Origin of the sequence: Bacillus sp. JCM 19034 (assembly GCF_001310635.1) — a bacterium.
Lineage (GTDB): Bacteria > Bacillota > Bacilli > Bacillales > Bacillaceae_D > Halalkalibacter.
Window position 1 is genome coordinate 39503 of sequence record NZ_BAXR01000016.1, and the last position, 21152, is coordinate 60654.

Annotated in this window: 22 protein-coding genes and 4 pseudogenes; 14 read left to right on the top strand and 12 right to left on the bottom strand. The window is 39.1% G+C overall.

What is annotated here, in order from left to right; genetic code table 11:
* Positions 1-43 precede the first annotated feature (43 nt).
* Positions 44-1576, bottom strand: a complete 1533-nt coding sequence (locus JCM19034_RS16430; RefSeq protein WP_062051429.1) for an FAD-dependent oxidoreductase — start codon at positions 1574-1576, stop codon at positions 44-46.
* Between the two features lie 235 nt (positions 1577-1811).
* On the opposite strand from JCM19034_RS16430, the gene JCM19034_RS16435 reads away from it, so the two are divergent.
* Both JCM19034_RS16435 and glnA read left to right on the top strand, forming a co-directional pair.
* Positions 1812-3272, top strand: coding sequence for a DEAD/DEAH box helicase (locus JCM19034_RS16435; RefSeq protein ID WP_062051431.1), 1461 nt, complete (start codon positions 1812-1814; stop codon positions 3270-3272).
* Positions 3273-4105: 833 nt separating this feature from the next.
* Positions 4106-5512: a type I glutamate--ammonia ligase gene (gene glnA / locus JCM19034_RS16440; protein ID WP_062051433.1), complete on the top strand. Its 1407-nt coding sequence runs from the start codon at positions 4106-4108 to the stop codon at positions 5510-5512.
* Here the strand turns inward: glnA and rarD are convergent.
* On the bottom strand, positions 5509-6387 hold the full coding sequence (gene rarD / locus JCM19034_RS16445; protein WP_197276430.1) for an EamA family transporter RarD: 879 nt from the start codon (positions 6385-6387) through the stop codon (positions 5509-5511). The genes glnA and rarD overlap by 4 nt on opposite strands.
* Positions 6388-6550: 163 nt before the next feature.
* Here rarD and JCM19034_RS16450 point away from each other — a divergent pair, with 163 nt between their 5' ends.
* Genes JCM19034_RS16450 through JCM19034_RS16460 form a run of 3 tightly spaced genes read left to right on the top strand, consistent with a single transcriptional unit; the run spans position 6551 to position 7903 of the window.
* Complete coding sequence (locus tag JCM19034_RS16450) at positions 6551-7009, top strand: HAD hydrolase-like protein (RefSeq protein ID WP_062051435.1); 459 nt, start codon at positions 6551-6553, stop codon at positions 7007-7009.
* Positions 7006-7230, top strand: a complete 225-nt coding sequence (locus JCM19034_RS16455) for an HAD family phosphatase (RefSeq protein ID WP_062051437.1) — start codon at positions 7006-7008, stop codon at positions 7228-7230. Before JCM19034_RS16450 ends, JCM19034_RS16455 begins: the two co-directional genes overlap by 4 nt.
* On the top strand, positions 7223-7903 hold the full coding sequence (locus tag JCM19034_RS16460) for a uracil-DNA glycosylase (protein ID WP_062051439.1): 681 nt from the start codon (positions 7223-7225) through the stop codon (positions 7901-7903). The genes JCM19034_RS16455 and JCM19034_RS16460 overlap by 8 nt, the downstream gene beginning before the upstream one ends.
* Positions 7904-7949: 46 nt before the next feature.
* On the opposite strand, the gene JCM19034_RS22405 is transcribed toward JCM19034_RS16460, so the two are convergent.
* From JCM19034_RS22405 to JCM19034_RS16480, 4 genes are all read right to left on the bottom strand, one after another.
* Positions 7950-8255 (bottom strand): ATP-binding protein, encoded by a 306-nt coding sequence (locus JCM19034_RS22405; RefSeq protein ID WP_062051441.1) that lies wholly within the window; start codon positions 8253-8255, stop codon positions 7950-7952.
* Positions 8240-9616: a histidine kinase dimerization/phospho-acceptor domain-containing protein gene (locus tag JCM19034_RS22410; protein WP_062051444.1), complete on the bottom strand. Its 1377-nt coding sequence runs from the start codon at positions 9614-9616 to the stop codon at positions 8240-8242. Before JCM19034_RS22410 ends, JCM19034_RS22405 begins: the two co-directional genes overlap by 16 nt.
* 194 nt (positions 9617-9810) lie before the next feature.
* A complete protein-coding gene (locus JCM19034_RS22415) occupies positions 9811-10170 on the bottom strand; it encodes a hypothetical protein (RefSeq protein ID WP_062051446.1) in 360 nt (119 codons plus the stop codon).
* Entirely contained in the window at positions 10148-10840 is a 693-nt protein-coding gene (locus tag JCM19034_RS16480; RefSeq protein WP_062051448.1) for a response regulator transcription factor, read from the bottom strand. Before JCM19034_RS16480 ends, JCM19034_RS22415 begins: the two co-directional genes overlap by 23 nt.
* A 394-nt stretch (positions 10841-11234) precedes the next feature.
* Between JCM19034_RS16480 and JCM19034_RS16485 the strand changes: the two genes are divergently transcribed.
* The 6 genes and pseudogenes from JCM19034_RS16485 to JCM19034_RS16505 all read left to right on the top strand — a co-directional run bounded on the left by JCM19034_RS16485 (position 11235) and on the right by JCM19034_RS16505 (position 14986).
* Positions 11235-12503 carry an ammonium transporter gene (locus JCM19034_RS16485; protein ID WP_062051450.1) on the top strand — a complete coding sequence of 423 codons (1269 nt, stop codon included), beginning with the start codon at positions 11235-11237 and terminating at the stop codon, positions 12501-12503.
* 1 nt (position 12504) lies between these two features.
* The gene (locus JCM19034_RS21930) at positions 12505-12663 is read left to right on the top strand and encodes a hypothetical protein (RefSeq protein ID WP_156324025.1); all 159 of its coding nucleotides are present in this window, start codon (positions 12505-12507) and stop codon (positions 12661-12663) included.
* A gap of 53 nt (positions 12664-12716) precedes the next feature.
* Positions 12717-13508, top strand: coding sequence for a DUF294 nucleotidyltransferase-like domain-containing protein (locus JCM19034_RS16490; protein WP_062051452.1), 792 nt, complete (start codon positions 12717-12719; stop codon positions 13506-13508).
* Entirely contained in the window at positions 13505-14242 is a 738-nt protein-coding gene (locus JCM19034_RS16495) for an exonuclease domain-containing protein (RefSeq protein WP_082394145.1), read from the top strand. Before JCM19034_RS16490 ends, JCM19034_RS16495 begins: the two co-directional genes overlap by 4 nt.
* Before the next feature lie 28 nt (positions 14243-14270).
* Positions 14271-14519, top strand: a pseudogene (locus JCM19034_RS16500) (MerR family transcriptional regulator); the annotation flags it as partial.
* A gap of 182 nt (positions 14520-14701) precedes the next feature.
* A complete protein-coding gene (locus JCM19034_RS16505) occupies positions 14702-14986 on the top strand; it encodes a DUF5327 family protein (protein WP_062051456.1) in 285 nt (94 codons plus the stop codon).
* Here JCM19034_RS16505 and JCM19034_RS16510 read toward each other — a convergent pair.
* Positions 14983-15603, bottom strand: coding sequence for a GNAT family N-acetyltransferase (locus JCM19034_RS16510; RefSeq protein WP_062051457.1), 621 nt, complete (start codon positions 15601-15603; stop codon positions 14983-14985). The genes JCM19034_RS16505 and JCM19034_RS16510 overlap by 4 nt on opposite strands.
* A 77-nt stretch (positions 15604-15680) precedes the next feature.
* Here JCM19034_RS16510 and JCM19034_RS16515 point away from each other — a divergent pair, with 77 nt between their 5' ends.
* Positions 15681-16049, top strand: a complete 369-nt coding sequence (locus tag JCM19034_RS16515) for a DUF423 domain-containing protein (RefSeq protein WP_062051459.1) — start codon at positions 15681-15683, stop codon at positions 16047-16049.
* 47 nt (positions 16050-16096) lie between these two features.
* On the opposite strand, the gene gerQ is transcribed toward JCM19034_RS16515, so the two are convergent.
* The 4 genes and pseudogenes from gerQ to hemQ form a co-directional block, all read right to left on the bottom strand.
* Positions 16097-16366: a spore coat protein GerQ gene (gene gerQ, locus JCM19034_RS21935; protein WP_156324026.1), complete on the bottom strand. Its 270-nt coding sequence runs from the start codon at positions 16364-16366 to the stop codon at positions 16097-16099.
* Between the two features lie 65 nt (positions 16367-16431).
* The gene (locus JCM19034_RS21940; protein ID WP_156324027.1) at positions 16432-16599 is read right to left on the bottom strand and encodes a hypothetical protein; all 168 of its coding nucleotides are present in this window, start codon (positions 16597-16599) and stop codon (positions 16432-16434) included.
* Positions 16600-16639: 40 nt separating this feature from the next.
* Positions 16640-17069 (bottom strand): annotated as a pseudogene (locus tag JCM19034_RS16525) (cell wall hydrolase).
* Between the two features lie 159 nt (positions 17070-17228).
* Positions 17229-17977: pseudogene (hemQ, locus tag JCM19034_RS16530) on the bottom strand (hydrogen peroxide-dependent heme synthase).
* Positions 17978-18266: 289 nt separating this feature from the next.
* On the opposite strand from hemQ, the gene pta reads away from it, so the two are divergent.
* Both pta and JCM19034_RS16540 read left to right on the top strand, forming a co-directional pair.
* Positions 18267-19265, top strand: a complete 999-nt coding sequence (gene pta / locus JCM19034_RS16535; protein WP_062051461.1) for a phosphate acetyltransferase — start codon at positions 18267-18269, stop codon at positions 19263-19265.
* Between the two features lie 132 nt (positions 19266-19397).
* Positions 19398-20261 carry a hypothetical protein gene (locus JCM19034_RS16540; protein ID WP_062051463.1) on the top strand — a complete coding sequence of 288 codons (864 nt, stop codon included), beginning with the start codon at positions 19398-19400 and terminating at the stop codon, positions 20259-20261.
* A 21-nt stretch (positions 20262-20282) separates the two neighbouring features.
* Here JCM19034_RS16540 and JCM19034_RS16545 read toward each other — a convergent pair.
* A pseudogene (locus JCM19034_RS16545) lies at positions 20283-21109 on the bottom strand (biotin/lipoate A/B protein ligase family protein).
* Between the last annotated feature and the right edge of the window lie 43 nt (positions 21110-21152).

Here is a 21152-nt window from a genome sequence, read left to right on the forward strand (position 1 = left end):
GGACACCTCTTTTAAGTAAAAGAGATAAGTGTTGGAGATTCGCTTAGTCTAGGTACTTTAAAGGCTTTTTCGCTGGTCCTTCTAGGACTTCGCCTTTAGGTGAAAAACGTGAACCGTGGCAAGGACAGTCCCAGCTATGTTCTCCCTCATTCCAATGAACTTCACAGCCCATATGGGTACAGGTTGTATCGACAACATGGAGCTGTCCTTGTTCATCACGATAAGCTCCAGCTCGTTTTCCATCGACAGATACAACTGCTGCTTCTCCCATTTGAACATCTTCAGGCTGTCTGTTTGCTTGGTCGAATTTTCCTTTTAGCAGTTGTTTAGCAACATCGGCATTTTGTGAAATGAATTGGCGTAAGCTAGGGTCTGCAGCGAAGCGAGATGGGCGGAAAACAGCTTCAAATCGATTTTCTCGTTTCATGATTAAATCTGTTAATAGGAGAGCGGCCATTGTTCCATTTGTCATTCCCCACTTTCGATATCCTGTTGCTACAAAGATGTTTCGGTGTCCACGTGAGATGGGACCGATATATGGGATTTTATCAAGGGTCGTTAAGTCTTGGGCTGACCATTTATACGTAAGCTCAAACGATGAGAACATTTCATTAGCGAATTGCTCTAATGCTTCATAATGAAAATCGGTATCGATTTCTTGCCCTGTTTTATGAGATTCCCCACTAATGATCGCCAGCTTACGGTCACCGACCGTTGTATATCGTAACGAACGACTCGGGGAATCAATACTATAATACATGCCTTCAGGACATTCTTCATTAGGGACAAATCCAGCAACTATATATGACCGATCAGCATACATTCTTGAAAAATAAAGTCCTTTTCCATCGACACATGGGAAATGCGAGGCAATAATGACATCGTCGGCTGATACTTGGTGGTCGGTTGTTGAGAATATCGTTTGCTTATCTCCGTTTTTAATATCGTTTACGACGGTATGTTCATATATTTGTACACCTAACGATTGACATAGCTTGATGAGTTGATCAATATACTCGATTGGATGAAACTGTGCTTGGTTTTTCATGATAAGAGCAGCTTTTACAGGTACGTTTCTTAAAGGGAGCGTATCACGCCATTCACTATCAATGCCAATTTTCTTATACGTTTCAAATTCACTTTCAAGCTTGCTAACTCCGCGATTCATTGTCGTGTATAAAATCGCATCTTGTTTTGTAAAGTGGCACTCTATCGATTCTTTTGCAACAAGATCTTCGATAAATTGAATGGCTGATGTTTCTGCCTCATAATATAAACGTGCTGTGTCAAGACCAAAATGAGAGAGAAATTCATAATAAATCAAACCGTGTTGTGCGGTAATTTTTGCTGTTGTATGCCCTGTTGTTCCATTTGCAAGTGTAGATGCCTCAAGTAAAGCGACCTTCTTGCCTTCCTTTGCTAATAGGTAAGCACTCGTTAGCCCTGTAATTCCACCACCGACGACTGCAACATCGACATCAATATCTTGATTTAATGCTGGATAAGATGTTAGCGAGGTTGATTCTCGCCAATAAGGTTCTGGTGAAAGTTGTCCAAGTGAGTATCCTTCATTCATAAATAAAGAGCCTCCTTCATATTTCATTGCTGCTTTTACTTTTCCCGCAAATAAGAAATCCATGTATAAAAAAGCATAAATGGTTCATAAATAAAATGAAGATTAATTAAGACTTTCAAAATGAGGACAAAAATAAATTGTTTCTTATTATTAGTAGTGTTATGATTAATGATGCTTTCAAAATAGCAGTTTTTCTATACTGCTGTAAATTTATGGTTAAAAGGAGATTATTTATTTGGCAACTTTTTATGAATTTGAGTTAGATCATAATGTCGTTCGTGCATTAACGGATATGGGATTTAGTGAGGCGACTCCCATTCAAACGGCGACAATTCCAACAGCTCTAAGAGGGAAAGATATTATTGGACAAGCCCAAACAGGAACAGGAAAGACAGGAGCTTTCGGTATTCCTTTAGTCCATCGTATTGATGTTGAAAAAGAGCATGTTCAAGCACTTATCCTTGCCCCTACACGAGAGCTTGCGAATCAGGTCGCAGAGTCCCTCGTTTCATTTGGTAAGCATAAAGGCGTTCGTACGGTTGTCGTGTATGGTGGCCAGGACATGCGGAAGCAAATTCGTGATTTAAAACGAAATCCACATATTGTCGTGGCAACACCTGGTCGTCTAATGGATCATATGAGAAGGAAGACAATCCGTTTACAGCAAGTGGAGACAGTCATTCTTGATGAAGCTGATGAGATGTTAAACATGGGCTTTATTGAAGACATTGAAACGATTTTAAAGGAAGTTCCAACGGAGAGACAAACGTTACTATTTTCTGCTACAATGCCTAAACGGATTGAAAAGCTAGCCCAGCAATTTATGAATAACCCTGAGACGATTGCTGTCAAAGCAAAAGAAGTGACGATGGAAAACATTGAACAAGGTTATGTAGAGGTCCACGAAAAAGAAAAGTTTGATGTGTTTACAAGAATGCTCACCATTCAAAATCCTGAGCTAGCGATTGTGTTTGGACGAACGAAAAGACGTGTTGATGAGTTATCAGAAGCTCTTGTAAAGCGTGGATATCGAGCAGAAGGGATTCATGGCGATTTAAACCAAGCAAAGCGTGATAGTGTATTACGAAAATTTAAGCAAGGTACTATTGATGTATTAGTTGCAACTGATGTTGCTGCACGTGGATTAGATATCAGTGGTGTAACACATGTATATAATTTCGATTTGCCGCAAGATCCAGAAAGCTATGTACACCGTATCGGAAGAACAGGACGAGCGGGTAAATCGGGAGTTGCTGTTACCTTTGCGACACCACGTGAAACGGATCATGTCAAAGCAATCGAGAAAATGTCAAATAAGAAAATGACGAAGCTTCATAAGCCAACTTTTGAAGAAGCGGTTCAAGGTCAACAAGAAATGGCCATTACACAAATTCGTCAAGCAATTAATGAAGATGATAGCGATGCATATCGTGCGGTGGCAAAAGGCTTGTTGCAAGAAACAGATGCGACAACTGCTTTAGCGGCAGCGTTAAAATTATTAACGAAAGAACCTGATACAACACCTGTCAACTTAACAGCAGAGGCACCACTTAGAGTCAAAAAACGTCGTGATGGTGGAAAGCCTTCTTCGCGTCGCCGAGATGATCGTCGTCGATCTTACTCACGCAAAGACGAACGTAGTGGGAGCAGAAGAATAGGTGGACGTTCGAGTAAAAAGCGTTCGTATAGTAAATAGTCTTAATAAAGTATAAACATACAGTTACAATGTTAAGGAATTGTTTAATGATTTTTAAGAAATGGTAGATATGCTTGCCAGTAATAGAGCTTCTTGCTACATTAAAGGTGCAAGTGTTATCCCCTTACCCTTTTATTGGAATGCTGCAACAACCAGCAGACCACACAGTAGTATCGAGCTATTGTGAGATAGCTATCGAATCCGTGTTGAGGCGGATCGGTAGCTCTTTTTTTTAGAAGCGGGATGAATGGAATGAGTGATAACCGTTCTTTCAGCAATAAGCTATCTTATTTGATTTATAGGTTGGAATCAAATATGATTATTTGCACATATCTTTTTAAGTTTATCTCAGGAAAAATCGGTATGTTCTTTACAAGTATACTAATTAAATGTACAAATTACTTTCTAGTTACGATTCTATCTTTTATAAAAATTCATCTTTCCTTATTTGTATTCATTTTCGAAGTAGTTTTTGAAGTCAAAAAGAAAAGATGAATTAACTTGTACTAGTTAAAAAATGTATCCAGCCATATCCTCTCTAGAGCATATAAGTGCTGCTATGACAGTATGAATCTGTCCCTTCCTGTAAAATATGTATTGTTTGTTCAAAAAAAATTCACAATATTCCAAACGATATGTAACCCCTTACATATGCTTTGCTGTCAAAAAACTTTCCTTTTCATTTTTTAGAAGTTTTTCATTGTACTGATAGTTGAATAATATTTGTATGTTAGATAATCTGACATACTCATTGCAGGGATATCGAGAAAATCATAAAGTAGACATAACAAATTGATGTCACAAAACATTACACGAAAAGGAAGTGTTAGAGGATGGCAGTATCTACACCGACAAGAGAAAGTTTAATTGAGTCGATAAAGGAAACGATTAAAGAAAAGCATGTTGAGCTATTACACGTACAATTCGTTGATATCGAAGGAACGTTAAAGCACGTAACCGTTACTTCTGACCAAATTAATCAAGTTGTTGAAGGAAAAGTTATGTTTGATGGTTCTTCTATTACTGGTTTCACACCTATTAACCAATCAGACTTATATTTAGATCCGGATTTAACAACATTTGCTGTATTACCTTGGACGGAGCAGGATGGATACTCTGAAGCTCGTTTCTTATGTAGTGTAAAGAAGCCTGATGGTTCTGACTTCGAAGGAGATCCACGTAACGTTCTAAAAAAAACAGTAGAGCGTGCTGAAGATAAAGGTTATTCAATTAGCGTCGGACCTGAGCTAGAGTTTTTCTTATTTGAAACAGATGATTACGGTCAACCAACAATGCGTACTCAAGATGTTGGTGGTTACTTCGAAACATCTCCAAAAGACTATGGTGAAAAGGTTCGTCTTGAAATCTATAAAGCTTTGAAAATGATGGGCTTTACAATCGAAGCATCTCACCACGAAGTTGCGATCGGTCAGCACGAAATTAACTTTAAGTATGCGGATGCGTTAAGTTCTGCTGATGCTGCAACAACTTATAAGTGGGTCGTTAAGACAGTTGCACAACAATTCGGTTATCACGCAACATTTATGCCTAAGCCGCTATCTGGTGAAAATGGAAGTGGAATGCACACAAACATTTCGCTATTTGATATCGAGAAGCAAGAGAATGCGTTTTATGATGAGTCTGATAAGCTAGGTTTATCTGAAGCAGCTTACCAATTCATTGCTGGTTTAATGACACATGTTAAAGATTTTGTTGCGGTTACAAACCCACTAGTTAACTCTTACAAGCGTTTAGTGCCTGGTTATGAAGCACCTTGTTACATTGCTTGGTCTGCATCAAACCGTTCAGCGTTAATTCGTATCCCAGCTACTCGCGGAGCAGGTACACGTGTTGAGATCCGTTGTCCAGACCCAGCTGCGAACCCATATTTCGCATTTGCAGTAGTAGCTTCAGCTGGCTTAGATGGAGTTGAGCGTAAGCTAGACGTAGCTCCTGCAACAGATGCAGATATCTTCAGCATGAGCCAAGAGGAAATCGAAGCTCGTGGAATCGAAAATCTTCCTACTAGCTTAGAAGCTGCTGTTGAGCGTTTTGCTAACGGAGAGATTGGTCCTAAGACACTAGGTGAGCATGCATTTGGTGAGTATGTCGACCTTAAGCGTAAAGAGTGTGCTGACTTCCGTCTTGCAGTAACAGATTGGGAAGTTGCAACATACCAAGCTAAGTTTAATGATCATAAAAAGAGAACGGCCTTATGGTCGTTCTCTTTTTATGTTTAGGCATTTTGCTGTTTTGTTTTACGGAACAGGCGTTCAAATAGCTTTGTTTTTGACGCTGTAAAAATAAATAATCCAATCCAAATAAAGATAAAAGATATAAATTGAACTTTACTAAACGGTTCGTTGTAGAGGAAAATACCGAGAAAAAGCATAATCGTTGGTCCGATATATTGTAGGAATCCAATTAACGATAACGAAATCCGTCGTGCTCCAATCGCAAAAAGCAATAATGGAACCGCTGTAACTGCTCCTGCTCCAATTAACAGACCACTTGTCGTTAGATCCCCCATTGAAAAAGCTTGTACATATCCAGGCTGACGATAAAGCCATATTACAAATAATAAAGCAAACGGCGTCATTAATAATGTTTCAATAGTTAAACCAACAATCGCCCCAACTTGGACAAGTTTCTTCATTAAGCCGTAAACACCGAATGAGAAAGCAAGCAAAAAGGCTACCCAAGGAACAACGCCATAATAACTCGTCATAATCGTTACTCCGATAAAAGCAAAGATAATAGCGTATACTTGGTAACGAGTAAACCGTTCCTTTAGAAATAGGAAGGATAGAATGACATTAAGTAATGGATTAATATAATAGCCAAGACTAGCTTCGATCACGCGGTCATTGCTTACAGCCCAAATAAAGACAAACCAGTTTAATGAAATAAAGAATGAAGCGAGAATCATCCCAGCTGCTGGTTTCCAGCTCGAAAATATCCGTTTTAAATCAGACAACCCTACTCGTAATTGGTGTTTCCATGTTAAAATAATAAGCATAAAAATAAGTGACCAAATAATACGATGGGCTAACACCTCAGCCGCGGAGACAGGCTCTAGCAGCTTCCAGTAAAGAGGGAGAACTCCCCATAATATATAGCAAAAATCGCGGCGATAATGCCTGTTTTGTAATCAGATTGTGTCATGTTGCATGTACCTTCTCTCTAGTAGATATACGAAAAAAAGCTGTCTCGCTATGAAGCTATTTTACACAATTAGTGAGAGATTGACGATAAGAACGACTTAAAAGGAGTAGAGCATGAGAAAAATTAAAGCAGTTATTTTTGATATGGATGGTGTCATCTCTAATACAATACCGCTTCATTATATTGTAAATAAACGAGTAGCAGAGCAGTTAGGAATAGAGTACAGTCACGAATGGAATATGAACATGCAAGGCTTAAGTCGTTCGGATACGGTAAAAGAAATCGTAAAGGCTTCAGGTAAAACACTAACGGAACTAGAGTTTGATGTCCTTTGTGAGCAGAAAAATAAACACTATCGTGCTTTATTAGAGGATCTGACAGAGGAAGATGCACAGCCAGGCATTCGTTCCTTTATTGAACAGTTAAATGACCTAGGTCTTCCGTTAGTTGTTGCTTCAGCTAGTCGGAATGCTCCTTTTGTGTTATCACAATTAAAGCTAAAACACTTTTTTAAAGCAATTGTTGATGTAACGACATTAGAGCGTGGGAAGCCTGATCCTGAGATTTTTTGAAAGCTGCTAAACTAGCAGGAGTAGAGCCAGTTCAATGTGTCGCGATAGAGGATGGAGCTCCAGGATTAAAAGCGATTCTCCAAACAGAGATGTATGCTGTTGGAGTTGGAGACTACGACTATTTAAAAGAAGCAGATGCTCATTTCCTCTCAACAGAGGCTATGACTGTTCATGCGTTAGAAGAACGTTTAAATCAAAAGGGATGGACGTTGTATGAATAATTGGTTTGATGTTGAGAATGACTGGCGTACAGTATTAGCTGATGAGCTGAAGAAGCCGTATATGGAAGAATTACAATTGTTCTTAGAAAAAGAGTATAAAAATAATCACGTTTATCCGAATGGTAAGGATCTTTTTCAAGCGTTAAAGCTAACAGCTTATCAACGGACAAAGGTTGTTATTTTAGGACAAGATCCCTATCATCAACCAAATCAAGCTCATGGCTTGAGTTTTTCTGTTCGAAAAGGTGTTAGGATACCACCATCGTTACGTAATATTTTCAAAGAATTAGAAGCGGACCTCGGATGTCCGCCACCTAATCATGGAATGTTAACTCATTGGGCGAAGCAAGGTGTTTTACTATTGAATACCGTTTTAACAGTTCGTGAGGGTGAACCGCAATCTCATCAAGGAATGGGATGGGAACATTTTACTGATGCCATCATTCAAGCGTTAAATGCTCGGAAAACACCTGTTATCTATCTTTTGTGGGGGAAATCAGCTATGGCGAAGCAGACACTTATTTCTTCTCAACATGATGTACTAGCTTCAGCTCATCCGAGCCCTTTGTCAGCTAGAAGAGGTTTTTTTGGAAGTAGGCCTTTCTCAAAAGTGAATCAACTATTAGCAGCACGTGGCGAAGAGGTGATTGAGTGGGGGATTCCTAATGATTAATTAAGAAAAGGCGGCATTTATTCAGCCGCCTAAACTATTTAAAAGACTATGCTAGCTCAATTGTCACGATTACTTTAAAGAGGTCTCCATCCAAATCAAGGTCCAATTGACCTCCGTGCAAGTCAACGATCGACTTAGCGATCGCTAATCCAAGTCCAGATCCTTCCGTATGGCGCGACGTATCTCCTCGTTTAAACCGTTCAAATAGCTCATCAACGCTGTCACCTAATTCATATTTTGTCACGTTTTTGAATGTCATAACCGCATGATTTTCTTTTTGCACAATCGAAATATAAACTCTCGTATGCTCAAGTGAATAATGTAGAATATTCGTAATTAAATTATCAAACACTCTCCATATTTTCTGACCATCAACATTTGCATAAAGTGGCGAATCGGGAGCGGAAGTACGAAACTGTAGGTAGAATGGTTGATTGCTTCACTGTGTTCAGCAAGAGCCTGCTGGAGCAGTTGGACAAGGTCTACTCTTTCCTTGATTAATTCCAAATTCCCACTTGCCATTTTGGATGCTTCAAATAAATCGTCGATTAAGACTTTTAACCGTTTGGACTTACGATCGATAATTTCAATATAAGCATGACGGTCTTCGTCATTAGCGTTAGTCGATTTTAGTAATTCAGTATACGTAATAATGGATGTTAGAGGTGTTCGTAAATCATGACTAACATTAGAGATTAATTCTGTTTTGAGGCGCTCACTTTTTGCTTGCTCCTTTTGTGATGTTCGAACACCTGATTTAAGGCTGTTAATGTGACGTGCATGCTTAGCGAGTGTTGAACGCCCTTTTTCTGGGAGATCAGGCCCAAGGTAGCCGTTTGCAAGCTGCTCTGTATGATCAACAATACGATTGAACAATGCAAGCTGTTTAACTAGAATCACTAGTACTGGCAGGCCAATAATGAAAAAGGCAAACGCATATGGAATAATAAGATAGGGTTCGAAGAATACGATCGAAAATGCTAGTCCAAACACGAAAACAATCAAAAGCAAAAGGGTGATTTTAGTCCCGAGTTTTCGGTTAGCAAAAGCGGTTTTTAACGTTAACCATGATCTGTATACAATTGCCTTTTTCCATGATTCACGACTCTTGAACGACTCTTTGAAAGAATCTTTTATAAATAAAGCCTGTATCCATGTACCTGCAATAAAAAACGTGCTGAACGCTAATGCTTTTATCTCTCCCTTAATAAAAGGATAAAGCTGATTTATAAAATCATAAGGTAAAAAGTTTAGTCGATTAATACTAAACAAAGCCGTCATGGCGAAAAAGACTAAGGTTACTATTTGAATGTCAATTGGTAGACGAAGATAGTAGCTTTTTACTTTTGCAAGATCAACTGAACGAAAAACATTTCTTCTTTTGTAAAGATAAAAAGCTGACAATAAGGCGAAAAATCCTAATATACCGCGTACGATATAATAAATTCTCCTTTTATTATGGCTTTCATAATTTGCATGAATGGCACTGCCGCTATGAAGTGACATCGGAACGGCGATCGTACCTTCCAATTCCCGACTTTGTAATTCGATAATATCATTCATCCCAATATCATAGTAAACGTATGGCATACCATAATGCTCAGTAGATAAGTAGTTATAATTTGTTGAAGGGTATTGCTTAATAAAATGCAAATCTTTTTTCTCAAAAGCAACGTTTACTTCATCAGGTACTAGTTCAATATTAGAAAACACCTCTCCTGAATCAATATCGTTTAAATAATAAAGGAAGCTTGATGAAAGTCTTAAAAATTCTGAACGATTTTTTTCAAGCTCCTCATAATATTCATCAATGATCTGTTCCTTTTCCTTTATGATTTTCTCTCGAACATAATCGTCGTCGGAAAAGTTTTGCGAGATATCCTCGATCTTCCCATCTCTTTCTTCTATTAAGCATCAGCCACTGTTTGATTATCATTGGCGAGAGCTTCTTCAATCCGGTGTATATATTGATCTTGAATGCTTTCTAGTTGCGAGGACAGCTCACCGTAGCGATACCGGTACTCCTCTAATTCATGATTGCTGACAGTAATAAGGTCCTTTACTTGTTCTTTCGGTAATTGATTTAACTCATAAATACTAAGCTGTTCAAGAAAGTCCTCGAATTGATGGTTAAACTCAGTCGTTTGAAAATAATTTTTCATATAATAAGGCCCTTCTGAGACTAGTGTTAGGACGCCATTTAAACCGAATGCAACTAACAGAAACCAGCCAACAACGAATAATCTACTTTTCCATTTTGTATCCAACTCCCCATACCACCTTTAAATATCTTGGATTTTTTGGATCGATCTCAATTTTCTCACGTATTTTTCTAATATGAACCGCTACTGTGTTCTCTGCATTATAGCTTGGTTCATTCCAGACCCGTTCGTAAATATCATTAATTGAAAAGACACGTCCAGCGTTTCGCATTAATAATTCTACAATCTTATATTCAATTCGAGTTAACTTAACAACCTCTCCGTGAACCTTCAGTTCTTTAGCCTCTGGGTCGAGTGTTAACCCAGATAAATCGATCACACTATTTCCTCCCTCATACGTGCCAAGCGTGACATATCTACGTAATTGTGACTTTACTCGAGCGATTAGTTCAAGTGGATTAAATGGCTTTGTTATGTAATCATCAGCACCGACTTGTAATCCCAATATTTTATCCGTATCTTCACTTTTCGCACTTAAGATAATTATAGGAATATTCTTTTTGTCTCTTATCTTAAAAGTGGTCGCAATCCCATCAAGCCGTGGCATCATCACATCTAAGATGATCAGGTGGATTGTTTGCTCATGTAGCTTTTCTAACGCGTCAATTCCATCCTTTGCTTGAATGACCGTTATTCCCTCGTTTTTTAAATAAATCTCAATCGCATCACGAATCTCTTTTTCATCATCAACAACTAAAATGGTAAATGTGTCCATATTCTCCCTCCTTTCAGAAATGTCTATTTCTATCGGTTGATTCTTATCTTAAACAACAAATCTTAACATTCACCTACGTAAAATCTTAAGGTTTTCTTAATTAATACAAGAAAAACGATAGCTTTTAAAGCTACCGATTTTCTATGTCAAATGTACTTTATCGCACGTATGTAGTCTGACTACGGTGAATGCCTTTATTATAGCACTGTTTTCAATACGCTCAAATGAGTGATTCATAAAGGTAACACGCGAGAATCGAGGACAGATCGAATTACTATGTCAGATAAACTGACAACTTTGTAGAAGCAATATGTCAGGTACGTATAATAAGAGTTAACAAATGATGTTAGCTATTGTAACGCTGACACGTTTCATATCGAGAGGAGAGAATATCATGCCAGAAATAGCACTTATGGATAATTTATGGATCATGATTTGTGCAGTTTTAGTTTTATTCATGCAAGCAGGATTTATTTTACTTGAAGCGGGTTCAACTCGAATGAAGAATGCGGGTCACATCGCTGGTAAGACGATCTTTACAGTCGGGATCGTATCATTAGTCTATTGGGCAGTCGGTTGGGGATTTGCCTACGGTGAAGGGAATATGTTCATCGGGCTGTCAGATTTCTTTTATGGAGATTACTCAACTGCTGAAGAAGGTTTAGTTGGATCGGTTGACTTCTTCTTCCAAATGATGTTTGCGGCGATTGCTTTAACGGTTGCATTTGGTGGATTTGCAGAACGTGCGAAATTATCAGTTTATCTTATCTTTGCCGTTTTATTCTCAGCATTTGTATATCCAATTGTTTCACACTGGATTTGGGGCGACGGTTGGTTAGCAGAGCTTGGAAAGCAAGACTTCGCTGGTTCAACGGTTGTTCACTTAACCGGTGCAATGGCAGCTTTAGCAGCTACGATTTTATTAAAGCCACGTCTTGGGAAATTTAACAAAGATGGTTCAGCAAATGATTTAGCAGGTCATAACCAAGTTTATACAGCATTAGGGGTTATGATTTTATGGGTAGGTTGGTTTGGATTTAACGCAGGTAGTACGTTAGAAGTAGCAGATGCCTTCTTCGGCTATGTTGCTCTTAACACACAATTAGCCGCAGGTGCCGGTGCAATTGCAGCTATGTTCATCGTCTGGGCAGTATCAGGAAAAGCAGATGTACCAACTATGTTAAATGGTGCGTTAGCGGGACTTGTAGCCATTACGGCATCATGTGCGTTCGTTGCTCCATGGGCAGCAGTTGTCATTGGGTTAATTGCAGGACTTATCGTTTATGCAAGTATGAAATTCTTTGATAAAGCCAAAATTGATGATCCAATCTTTGCTTTATCAGTACACGGTATCGCAGGTGTTTGGGGTACAATTTCAACTGGTTTCTTCGCTACAGAAGAATTAGCTAATTTAGTTGGAGGTCGTGCTGGCTTGTTCTATGGCGGTGGCTTCACACAACTAGGTGTTCAAATTGTCAGTGTGGTTGCTTGTGGTCTATTCGCCTTTGTTGCTTCTTATATTCTTCTTAAGATCACAGGTGCAATTACTGGTGGATTACGAGTATCTGAAGAAGAAGAAATTGTTGGTCTTGACTTAAGCGAGCATGGTAGCTATGGCTATCCTGAGAATATGCCTGGTCAAGATACGAAAACAGGCGCGTAAGATGAGTAAGACGTCTGAGGACTTACAGCGTGATTGGGATCAGCAGTTACAGGAGCTTTATGAAGAACGGATGAGAATCGTTCATGATCGCACACATACCTCAGCTTCTTTACAACGAAGTCATGATTTGATCATGAAAAAGCAGTCTGTTTCGCACTGAAAAGAACAGAAAGTGAGTGGGGAAAGACTCCCACTCACTTTACGTTCTTTCTTATGGGAAGTGGAGCAAGGCAAGAACAGGCTTTTTGGAGTGATCAAGATCATGGCATCATTTATGAAAAAGATAGCGAAAAGAATCAAGCATATTTTTTACAGCTAGGGAACAATATCGTCGATGTGCTGAGTAAAGTAGGGTATGAGCGATGTGATGGAAACGTGATGGCAGCAAACAAAAAGTGGTGTATGTCACTAGATGATTGGATCAAGCAGCTCGATTATTGGTTGCAAGAGAATAAGTGGGAAACACTTCGTTTTACGTTAACGTTCTTTGATTCACGTGTATTGATAGGTGAAGAAAAGCTGCTAAAAACATTGAAAAGTCACTTGTTTACCAGTGTAAATGAGCAGCCATTTCTTTTAAGACGATTTACTGAAAACACAGGGAGACTTCGTAAAGGGTTAGGTATGTTTAATCAGTTACTAGTTGAAACAAAGGGAGAGTATCAAGGCTTATTTGATTTTAAGCAAATTGTCTTGTTTCCGTATGTTAATGGGTTACGTCTGCTTGCTTTAAAACACGATATTTATGTACCATCGACATTGGAACGATTTGACCACTTACCGAAAGATTATCAATCTATTAAGGCAAAGAAGAATTCATTTGCGAAGCTATTAGAAAAAAGAGTTGAATGGACAGCTGATGTAAAGGAGTACGACCATGTTCACTACTTATCTTTAAAGCAGGTAAGTGATGCGGACCAGAGACAATTGAAAAGATGGATTAAGGAAGGTCACCAATTGTATCGAGAAATCGAAAGGGCATGTAAAGAGGGTGAACGGACATGATGAACAATATGGTGCAGCTTGTGAAGCAACTATCAGGGAAATTAAGTCCAAGCGTGTATACGTCCTTGCAGCAGCAATCCGCAGCTGCTAGACATTCACAGTTGCGTCAAATTCAACGCGATTTGAAAAAAGGCGATGTGTTGGGGCACCCTCTTTCAGAGCTACCATTTGTTGTTTTTGATTTGGAAACGAGCGGCTTTTATCCTGATAAAGGTGATTGTATATTATCAATCGGTGCTGTCAAGATGAAAGGTGACATCGTTCTTGAGGAGGAAACGTTCTATTCAACCGTTTATTGTGAGAACCCACCAGAAGACGTTCTGCAGTTGACAGGATTAACAAAGGGAGAGTTAGCTAATTCGAAACCGATCTCAGAAGTGCTCGGTGACTTTTATGAATATATCGGTACATCGACATTGGTTGCCCATCATGCTAGTCATGAAAAGCGGTTTATGTCGCACGTTACGTGGCAAATGTTACGTACGACCTTTGTACATCGGCTTTTGGATACATCTTTTTTAACGAAGGTCGTCCATCCTTCGTTAAAGTTGGTGACTTTAGATGAGTGTTGTCATCATTATCAAATACCGATTACTACTCGTCATCATGCGTTAGAGGATGCACTTGTGACAGCAAAGCTATGGCAAAAGAATGTCCGCTTTGCAAAGGAATTAGGCTATGAAACATTGCAGGATATTTATACGTATTTAGCTCGCCAGCAGCAAAGAACGTAACAGAGTAATGATGGGAGGAGGGGCAGGGATGAAGTCGGAAATTCCACGCAAGCAAGCATGTTTACCCATCCGAGTTGTGATGGAAATGACTAACCTAACTGCCCGACAAATTCGGTATTACGAAGAACAAGGGTTGGTTAAGCCAGTTCGCAACGATGGAAACCAACGGATGTTTTCATTAGAGGATATTGAAAAGCTTCTCGAAGTGAAAACATTAATTAAACAAGGTGTAAACGTAGCAGGTATTAAAGCCATCTTTGCATCAAGAGATCAGGAACATGCCTGATCTTTTTTTATTTTGAATCAAGTGTGGGTGCGAATGCTTCGTGTAGCAAATTCAAGGACCTAAGGCAAGGAGTGATGTCACATGGGACTGCCGTCTCATTTTATATATAAGACATGGTGTATACAGTATGGTATTCTAGTAGCTAAGAATACGTAAAAAAAGAGGTGCTATCAATGAATATACATGCTAAGGAAATTGTCCGTCAGCTAGAACAGGAGCTTGAACTGTTAAAGCGGGCAACTGATAACGGACAAACGGAAATCATAAAGGAGAAAGCGATCGCGATTGAAACATATTGTAAGCTTTTAAAAGGAACGAGTACACAAGCGATCGACTCAAAACAACCATCAGCCTCCGTTCAAGTACAACCTACAATACCACAATCTCATGTAACAACATCTGTTTCGGTTGAACCGCCTTCTCCTTCTGCTCCTAAATCAAATTTGCTTGATTTTTAAATCTGATCATTTTTCCATTCGACGAGCACACCATAATGAAGAGATTCCTCGTCAATAAGGTAGTTTGGCAAGGCTTGAATGGGAGTTAAGCCTTGCTTTAACATAAAGGTAAGGACCAAATCGCTAATTTCACCAGCTTCTACCGCTTTGATATAGGATTGTACATCGAATTCATTAGCATATTGATAGTAGTTAGGAATGCGGCAGCCAGCAAGGAACCGCTTATAACCATTAGTACGTACAAGCTCTTTCCTAGCTTCATACAATGCTTTAGCAATTCCTTTGCCGCGATAGCTCGGCCTAACACAAACGTCAATTCCATAAAGACTATCCCCGTTGGATTGAAAGCTGTTCACAATGTAACCGTTATCGGCTATTTCTTCCCATGTATGAGGTTCTCCATTAAAACGAATAAGAGTGGATGTCGCAGAACCAACAACGGTTCCGTCTATTTCTGCTAATATTGCACCTTCAGGAAATGTATCGATATGTGAGGCGATTTGGTCTTTTGACCACCAAAGCTCTTCGGGAAATGGTGGTGGAAAAGCTTCTTTTTGTACATCAAGTAATTGTTCGAAATCTTCTTGTGTATAGGGGCGAATCGTTAGCTTCTCCATGATCTCACTCCTTTTTGTAATAATGTACGTTCATGATATGATTAGTGTAGCGTATCAAAAGAGGAGTGTATAGAAAAATGGCGAAATTATTTATATGTTTAGGTAGCATCATTATGGGACTAGCTGTTGTGATTGGGGCATTCGGTGCTCACGGCTTAGAAGGAAAGCTGTCTGAAAGAATGATGAAAAATTATCAAACCGGTGTTCAATATCATATGATCCACGGTATTGGGATTATTGCAGTCGGGTTGCTAGCAATGAAAATGGCAACAAATGGCTTATTAACAGGGGCTGGTTTGAGTTTTTTGATTGGGATCTTCCTATTTTCAGGTAGTCTTTATGTAATGGCTTTAACGGGGATTACGAAGCTCGGGGCAATTACACCAATCGGTGGTTTAGCATTTATTATCGGCTGGGTATTATTAGCACTAGCAGCTATACGTTAAGGAATAGAAAAAGCGTCGACATAATCGACGCTTTTTCTATTCTACAATTATTCAGGCCGTGGCGAATATTGAGTTAATACAGGACCTGCTGAAAAAGGATACTCGTATTCAATTGGGTCATCAAACTCGACGAAATCAAGGTTAACCATAAGTAAAATGTAATAATTGCTTCCATCTACTTCACTAACAATGATATGGTCACGTCCAGCCTCTTCCACAATTCCTCTAAAGACACGTGCATTCCACTCATTGTTATTTTCATAAGTCATGTGAAAGCTTGCTACTTTTCCACGGTTAAGGCGAAGGATGTTTTCGATATACGACTGTTCGAGCGGAAGGCTTGTTGGTTGACCTTGTTGCGGGAACCCTGGGACAGCACCGCCTAACGGCTGAAGTTGCTGTGGTTGAGCAAAGCCTGGTGTTTGGTATTGCTGAGCTGAGAAATAAGGACCCCAGCTTGTTGCTGTTGCTGATTACCTCCTTGCATAGACTGTTGATTAGGTGATTGCATAGGTTGTTGGCCTTGCTGTGGAAACCATTGTTGACTCATATGTGTACCTCTCCTTTATAGTATAATCTTGTTGAATATGTTAATAAGTACGATATACATCAGGGCATTCTGAAGCTAATGGAGAATAAAAGCAATGCGATTTATAACGTCCTGAATTCCATTGTCCCCACCATTGGCTGGGCATGTTCCTTCGGGTCTGAAAAACCATAATGAATTTTCAGCAGGGCGATGCCGTTCGCCATTAACGATGCGTTGTGCTAATCGTTTATCTCGTTCACGAGCACGTTGATAAAAATAGCCTTTTTGGACAGCTTCAAACCCGCCTGGAGATTGAAAAGTCATCGCTTGCACATTGTTAATATCTTCAAAATCGAGGCAACGAGTTCTTACACGGTTTACCATTACGTTCCCTGCAGTAAGCATGCCCATCTCCCGTCACCTTCTGCCTCTGCTCTCATTAGGCGAGCGAGTATTTCAATATCATTTGAATTTGTTTTAATGACAGCCATTCGTTCACCCCCTATTCATAGTTGCCGTTCTACGATGTTAACGACGTAGGCTGTACAGTTACTTCACTATATGACTTTGTTTTGCATGTTATGAATAGAATTTTTATCGAAAAAAAACACCGACAACGGCAAAACCGTTTTTCGGTGTTTTGAAAAAAATTATATACTCATATACGAGTGGATTTGATCAATATCAAGGCGATTTCCGACGTAGAAAGCACCAAACTCGCCATAGCGAGCAGATACTTCATCAAAACGCATTTCATATACAAGCTTTTTAAATTGCAATACATCATCAGCGAACAATGTTACGCCCCACTCCCAATCGTCAAAGCCAACCGACCCCGTAATGACCTGCTTTACTTTACCAGCATAGCTGCGGCCGATCATACCGTGACTTCTCATTAAGGAACGACGCTCTTCCATTGGCAGCATGTACCAATTATCATTGCCTTGGCGACGCTTGTCCATTGGATAGAAGCAGACGTGATTCGCTTTTGGTAAAATTGGGTATAGTCTACTACGAACGTGTGGATTTTGGTAAGGGTCTTCATTGCTTTCCCAGCCATATAATTACTTAATTCTACAACAGAAACGTAAGAGTAGTTCGGGATTGTAAATTCTGCTAGCTTTGATTTGTTAAAGGCTGTTTCGATTACATTTAATTCTTCCATTGTTGGGCGTAAGATCATCATCATAAAATCAGCTTTCTGCCCAACGATCGTATACAAGGCATGGCTTCCTTTTTCTTGTTTTTCTGTTTCTTGCCAATCTGCAATCATTGAATGGAATTCATCTAAAATGTCATGGCGTTCTTCTTCAGTAAGAGTTTTCCATGCAGGCCAATTCATTGTTCGAAAATCATGTAAGCAATACCAACCATCTAATGTTACCGCTGCTTCACTCATGATTCACACTCCTCATCTTCTTATAAAGTACCTTTACTATATCACATTTTAAATGTTGGAAAAAATGAAGAGCACCACTGACACATAAGCGTCATAACTTTGGTGAACCTAAAAAAGGTAAAGGAGCGTAAAATGAAGGATTCAAGAGTATGAAAACGCAAACATAATGATTTTTTGGAAAATTGACACTTTGATGAACTTGACAAATACGGTTCCTTTTTCACTCTTGGAGGAGTATGCTAATAGTAGGGATCAAAAGTTGAGGGAACGAAAAAGAGGAGGATATATAGTGAGCGATCTATTTACAGCAATTAAGGAGCAAGTGGCAAAACATCAACCAACGATCGTTTTACCAGAAGGGACGGATGAACGGGTATTAGAAGCTGCGATTAAACTTCAAGCTGATCAAGTCGTAAAGCCAATTTTAATCGGTAGTGAAGAAGAAGTGAAGGCGAAAGCGAACGAACTACAGTTAGATGTAACAAATGTAACGATTATCGATCCAGTAAATTATGATGAAATCGATGCGATGATCGCAGCGTTTGTTGAGCGAAGAAAAGGGAAGGAAACCGAGGAAACCGCACGGGAAAAGTTAGTGGATGTAAATTATTTTGGAACGATGCTTGTTTATATGGGCAAAGCAGACGGCCTAGTAAGTGGAGCGGCACACTCGACGGGAGATACTGTTCGCCCAGCATTACAGATTATAAAAACACAGCCAGGTATTAAGAGAACATCAGGTGTGTTTGTTATGGTTAAAGAGGACAAGAAGTTTGTATTCGGTGATTGTGCGATTAATATCGCACCGAATAGTGAGGAATTAGCGGAAATTGCCATTGCGACAGCAGAAACAGCGAAAGTGTTTGGAATTGATCCGAAGGTCGCGATGCTAAGCTTCTCTACGAAGGGTTCAGCATCATCAATTGAGACCCAAAAAGTATCTGAAGCGACAAAGCTTGCTCAAGCAGCACGTCCTGATTTAGTTATAGATGGTGAGTTCCAATTTGATGCAGCGTTTGTGCCAGCGGTAGCACAAAAGAAGGCTCCGGATTCTCCGTTACAAGGTCAAGCAAATGTCTTTATTTTTCCAAGTCTTGAATCAGGAAATTTAGGCTATAAAATTGCTCAGCGCTTAGGCGGCTACGATGCGATTGGACCAATATTACAAGGGCTTAATAAGCCAGTTAATGATCTTTCGCGCGGATGTAATGTAGCAGATATTTATAAGCTGTCTTTGATTACAGCGATGCAGGCAATTAACCAAAAAACAACTGTATCCAATCATTAATAATTATGCCAAAAGGATTCGTATCCTTTTGGCATTTTTAGTTAATATATAATATTTCCATTCTTTTTCCACAGTATGAAATAAGGCTCTTAATTCACACTAAAAGTAGTACGGGAAAGGGAAGGGTCTTTTATGAAAATGAACGGACGAACGCGATTATTTATGATCGTTAGTTTTACTCATTTATTCTTTTTAGTCATAGTGTTAGTCAAATTCAAAAAGAAAGCAATCGCTTTGTTATTGAGTACGTTAGGGTTTACGTACTTGTTTGAATATGGTGTTTTAAATCTTTTACGAATGTATCGTTATAAACCGAAAATCTTTCGGAACCCTTGGGTTGATAATGTCTTTGGTGCGTTTCTTTCTCAAGCCTATTTTGTTCCGATAAAGGCCGTGTTCATAACGTTGTTTCAATATGGCTGGAAAATGAAAATAGCATTAGCCTTATTATTAGCTGCGATTGAAGAAACGTTCGTAAAAAAAGGTGCTTTTGTAAAAAGGACGTGGAAAACACCATTCACCTTTTTTGGGGTTCTCTTTTATTTCTGGTTTGTTGATCAATGGTGGCGTGGTTTCCGTTCGTCAAAGAAAAAGATCATTATGATCATTTCTTTATATTTAAGTAATGTAGTTCAATATGCGAATGTTTTATTCTTTTTATTTTCTTTTACAAAAGCAATTCGTTTTCGTTTTCCTTACCGAACATCAAGAAGTGACACTCGCGACCAATTTATCGTAGCACCGTTATATGCGTTGTTAGCTAGTGTATTTTCAACCGCTATCATTTTAAGGTCAAAGCGATCAAATAAAATAATTGGCATTGGGTTATTAGCGATTATTGACCAAATCCTCATTAGGCTGGGGCTATTGAAATTGTATAAACAACAGCCTCTCATCCTGTTGGCTATACACGTACTAACACTTCTTATCGGAGGGTATAAGCATTCATTATTTCTTAATGTACAAAAGGAATTAAAAAATGAGGAAATTGGATAAAGTGCTATAAATATACAATTCTTATAGCACTTTATTGTTTCGTTCAATTAGGCGATTTTGTTGTTCGTTAAACCAAGCTTGTTCGTCTTCAGAAAAAAAGACGTTTGAAAGGTCAATGCCGTCCTTTATGATTGTTTTCAATAGAAGCTGCATAGCTTTTGCAACATCGATGTTATCCTGTAATAAGGAAGTTAACGAAGCCATCGTTGTCGGATGAATCGTTGGATATATGAATTTAGTAGGTGATTGTTTAACTGCATGTTCATAGAAAGAACGAATGAGCTGGGCACGTTCTTCTCCACTTTCGGTTAAACATAAATAAATTTGAACAGCAACGCCACCACGAATCCTTCTTTGTGAGATGCCGGCAAACTTCTTGCCATTAATGCTCAAATCATAGCTGCCAGGGCAGTACGAACCAACAATTTCTCCTGCTTCAATCTTAACCTCATAGGAGGCAAAAGCCTTTTGGATAAAGTGGTACATCATGTCATAGCCAAAATCAATTGAAATCGATTTATTTTCTTTCATAATAAGTGATACATTTAAAATTCCTGGATCAAGGACAACGGCAAGGCCACCAGAATTTCTAATGATCACGTTATAACCTTCTGATTGTAAAAAGTCAATTCCACCACTTATATGCGGTAGGCGGCTATCTTGAATTCCGAGTACAACCGTTCTGTCATGAACCATGGGCGAATCGTGGGCAAGGAAAATCCCTGACCGACAAAGGCACATAACGTATCGTCATAGGCAAATGAATCAAGAGGTGGAAAATGGAGGCCTAACGTTGAATGATCAAGTAAACGCCATTTCTTTGAGATCGTTCCTAATGTTTCGTACATGTGAGTAACTCCTGTTCCTTGAAATCGGTTCGATTTATTATAT

What these genes read in the sequence shown, in the direction of transcription:
- JCM19034_RS16430 (WP_062051429.1), bottom strand. Translation starts at nt 1,576, where the DNA reads ATGAATGAAGGATACTCACTTGGACAACTTTCACCAGAACCTTATTGG.
- glnA (WP_062051433.1), top strand. Translation starts at nt 4,106, where the DNA reads ATGGCAGTATCTACACCGACAAGAGAAAGTTTAATTGAGTCGATAAAG.
- JCM19034_RS16450 (WP_062051435.1), top strand. Translation starts at nt 6,551, where the DNA reads ATGAGAAAAATTAAAGCAGTTATTTTTGATATGGATGGTGTCATCTCT.
- JCM19034_RS16460 (WP_062051439.1), top strand. Translation starts at nt 7,223, where the DNA reads ATGAATAATTGGTTTGATGTTGAGAATGACTGGCGTACAGTATTAGCT.
- JCM19034_RS16480 (WP_062051448.1), bottom strand. Translation starts at nt 10,840, where the DNA reads ATGGACACATTTACCATTTTAGTTGTTGATGATGAAAAAGAGATTCGT.
- JCM19034_RS16485 (WP_062051450.1), top strand. Translation starts at nt 11,235, where the DNA reads ATGCCAGAAATAGCACTTATGGATAATTTATGGATCATGATTTGTGCA.
- JCM19034_RS21930 (WP_156324025.1), top strand. Translation starts at nt 12,505, where the DNA reads ATGAGTAAGACGTCTGAGGACTTACAGCGTGATTGGGATCAGCAGTTA.
- JCM19034_RS16490 (WP_062051452.1), top strand. Translation starts at nt 12,717, where the DNA reads ATGGGAAGTGGAGCAAGGCAAGAACAGGCTTTTTGGAGTGATCAAGAT.
- JCM19034_RS16495 (WP_082394145.1), top strand. Translation starts at nt 13,505, where the DNA reads ATGATGAACAATATGGTGCAGCTTGTGAAGCAACTATCAGGGAAATTA.
- JCM19034_RS16505 (WP_062051456.1), top strand. Translation starts at nt 14,702, where the DNA reads ATGAATATACATGCTAAGGAAATTGTCCGTCAGCTAGAACAGGAGCTT.
- JCM19034_RS16510 (WP_062051457.1), bottom strand. Translation starts at nt 15,603, where the DNA reads ATGGAGAAGCTAACGATTCGCCCCTATACACAAGAAGATTTCGAACAA.
- JCM19034_RS16515 (WP_062051459.1), top strand. Translation starts at nt 15,681, where the DNA reads ATGGCGAAATTATTTATATGTTTAGGTAGCATCATTATGGGACTAGCT.
- JCM19034_RS21940 (WP_156324027.1), bottom strand. Translation starts at nt 16,599, where the DNA reads ATGAGTCAACAATGGTTTCCACAGCAAGGCCAACAACCTATGCAATCA.
- JCM19034_RS16540 (WP_062051463.1), top strand. Translation starts at nt 19,398, where the DNA reads ATGAAAATGAACGGACGAACGCGATTATTTATGATCGTTAGTTTTACT.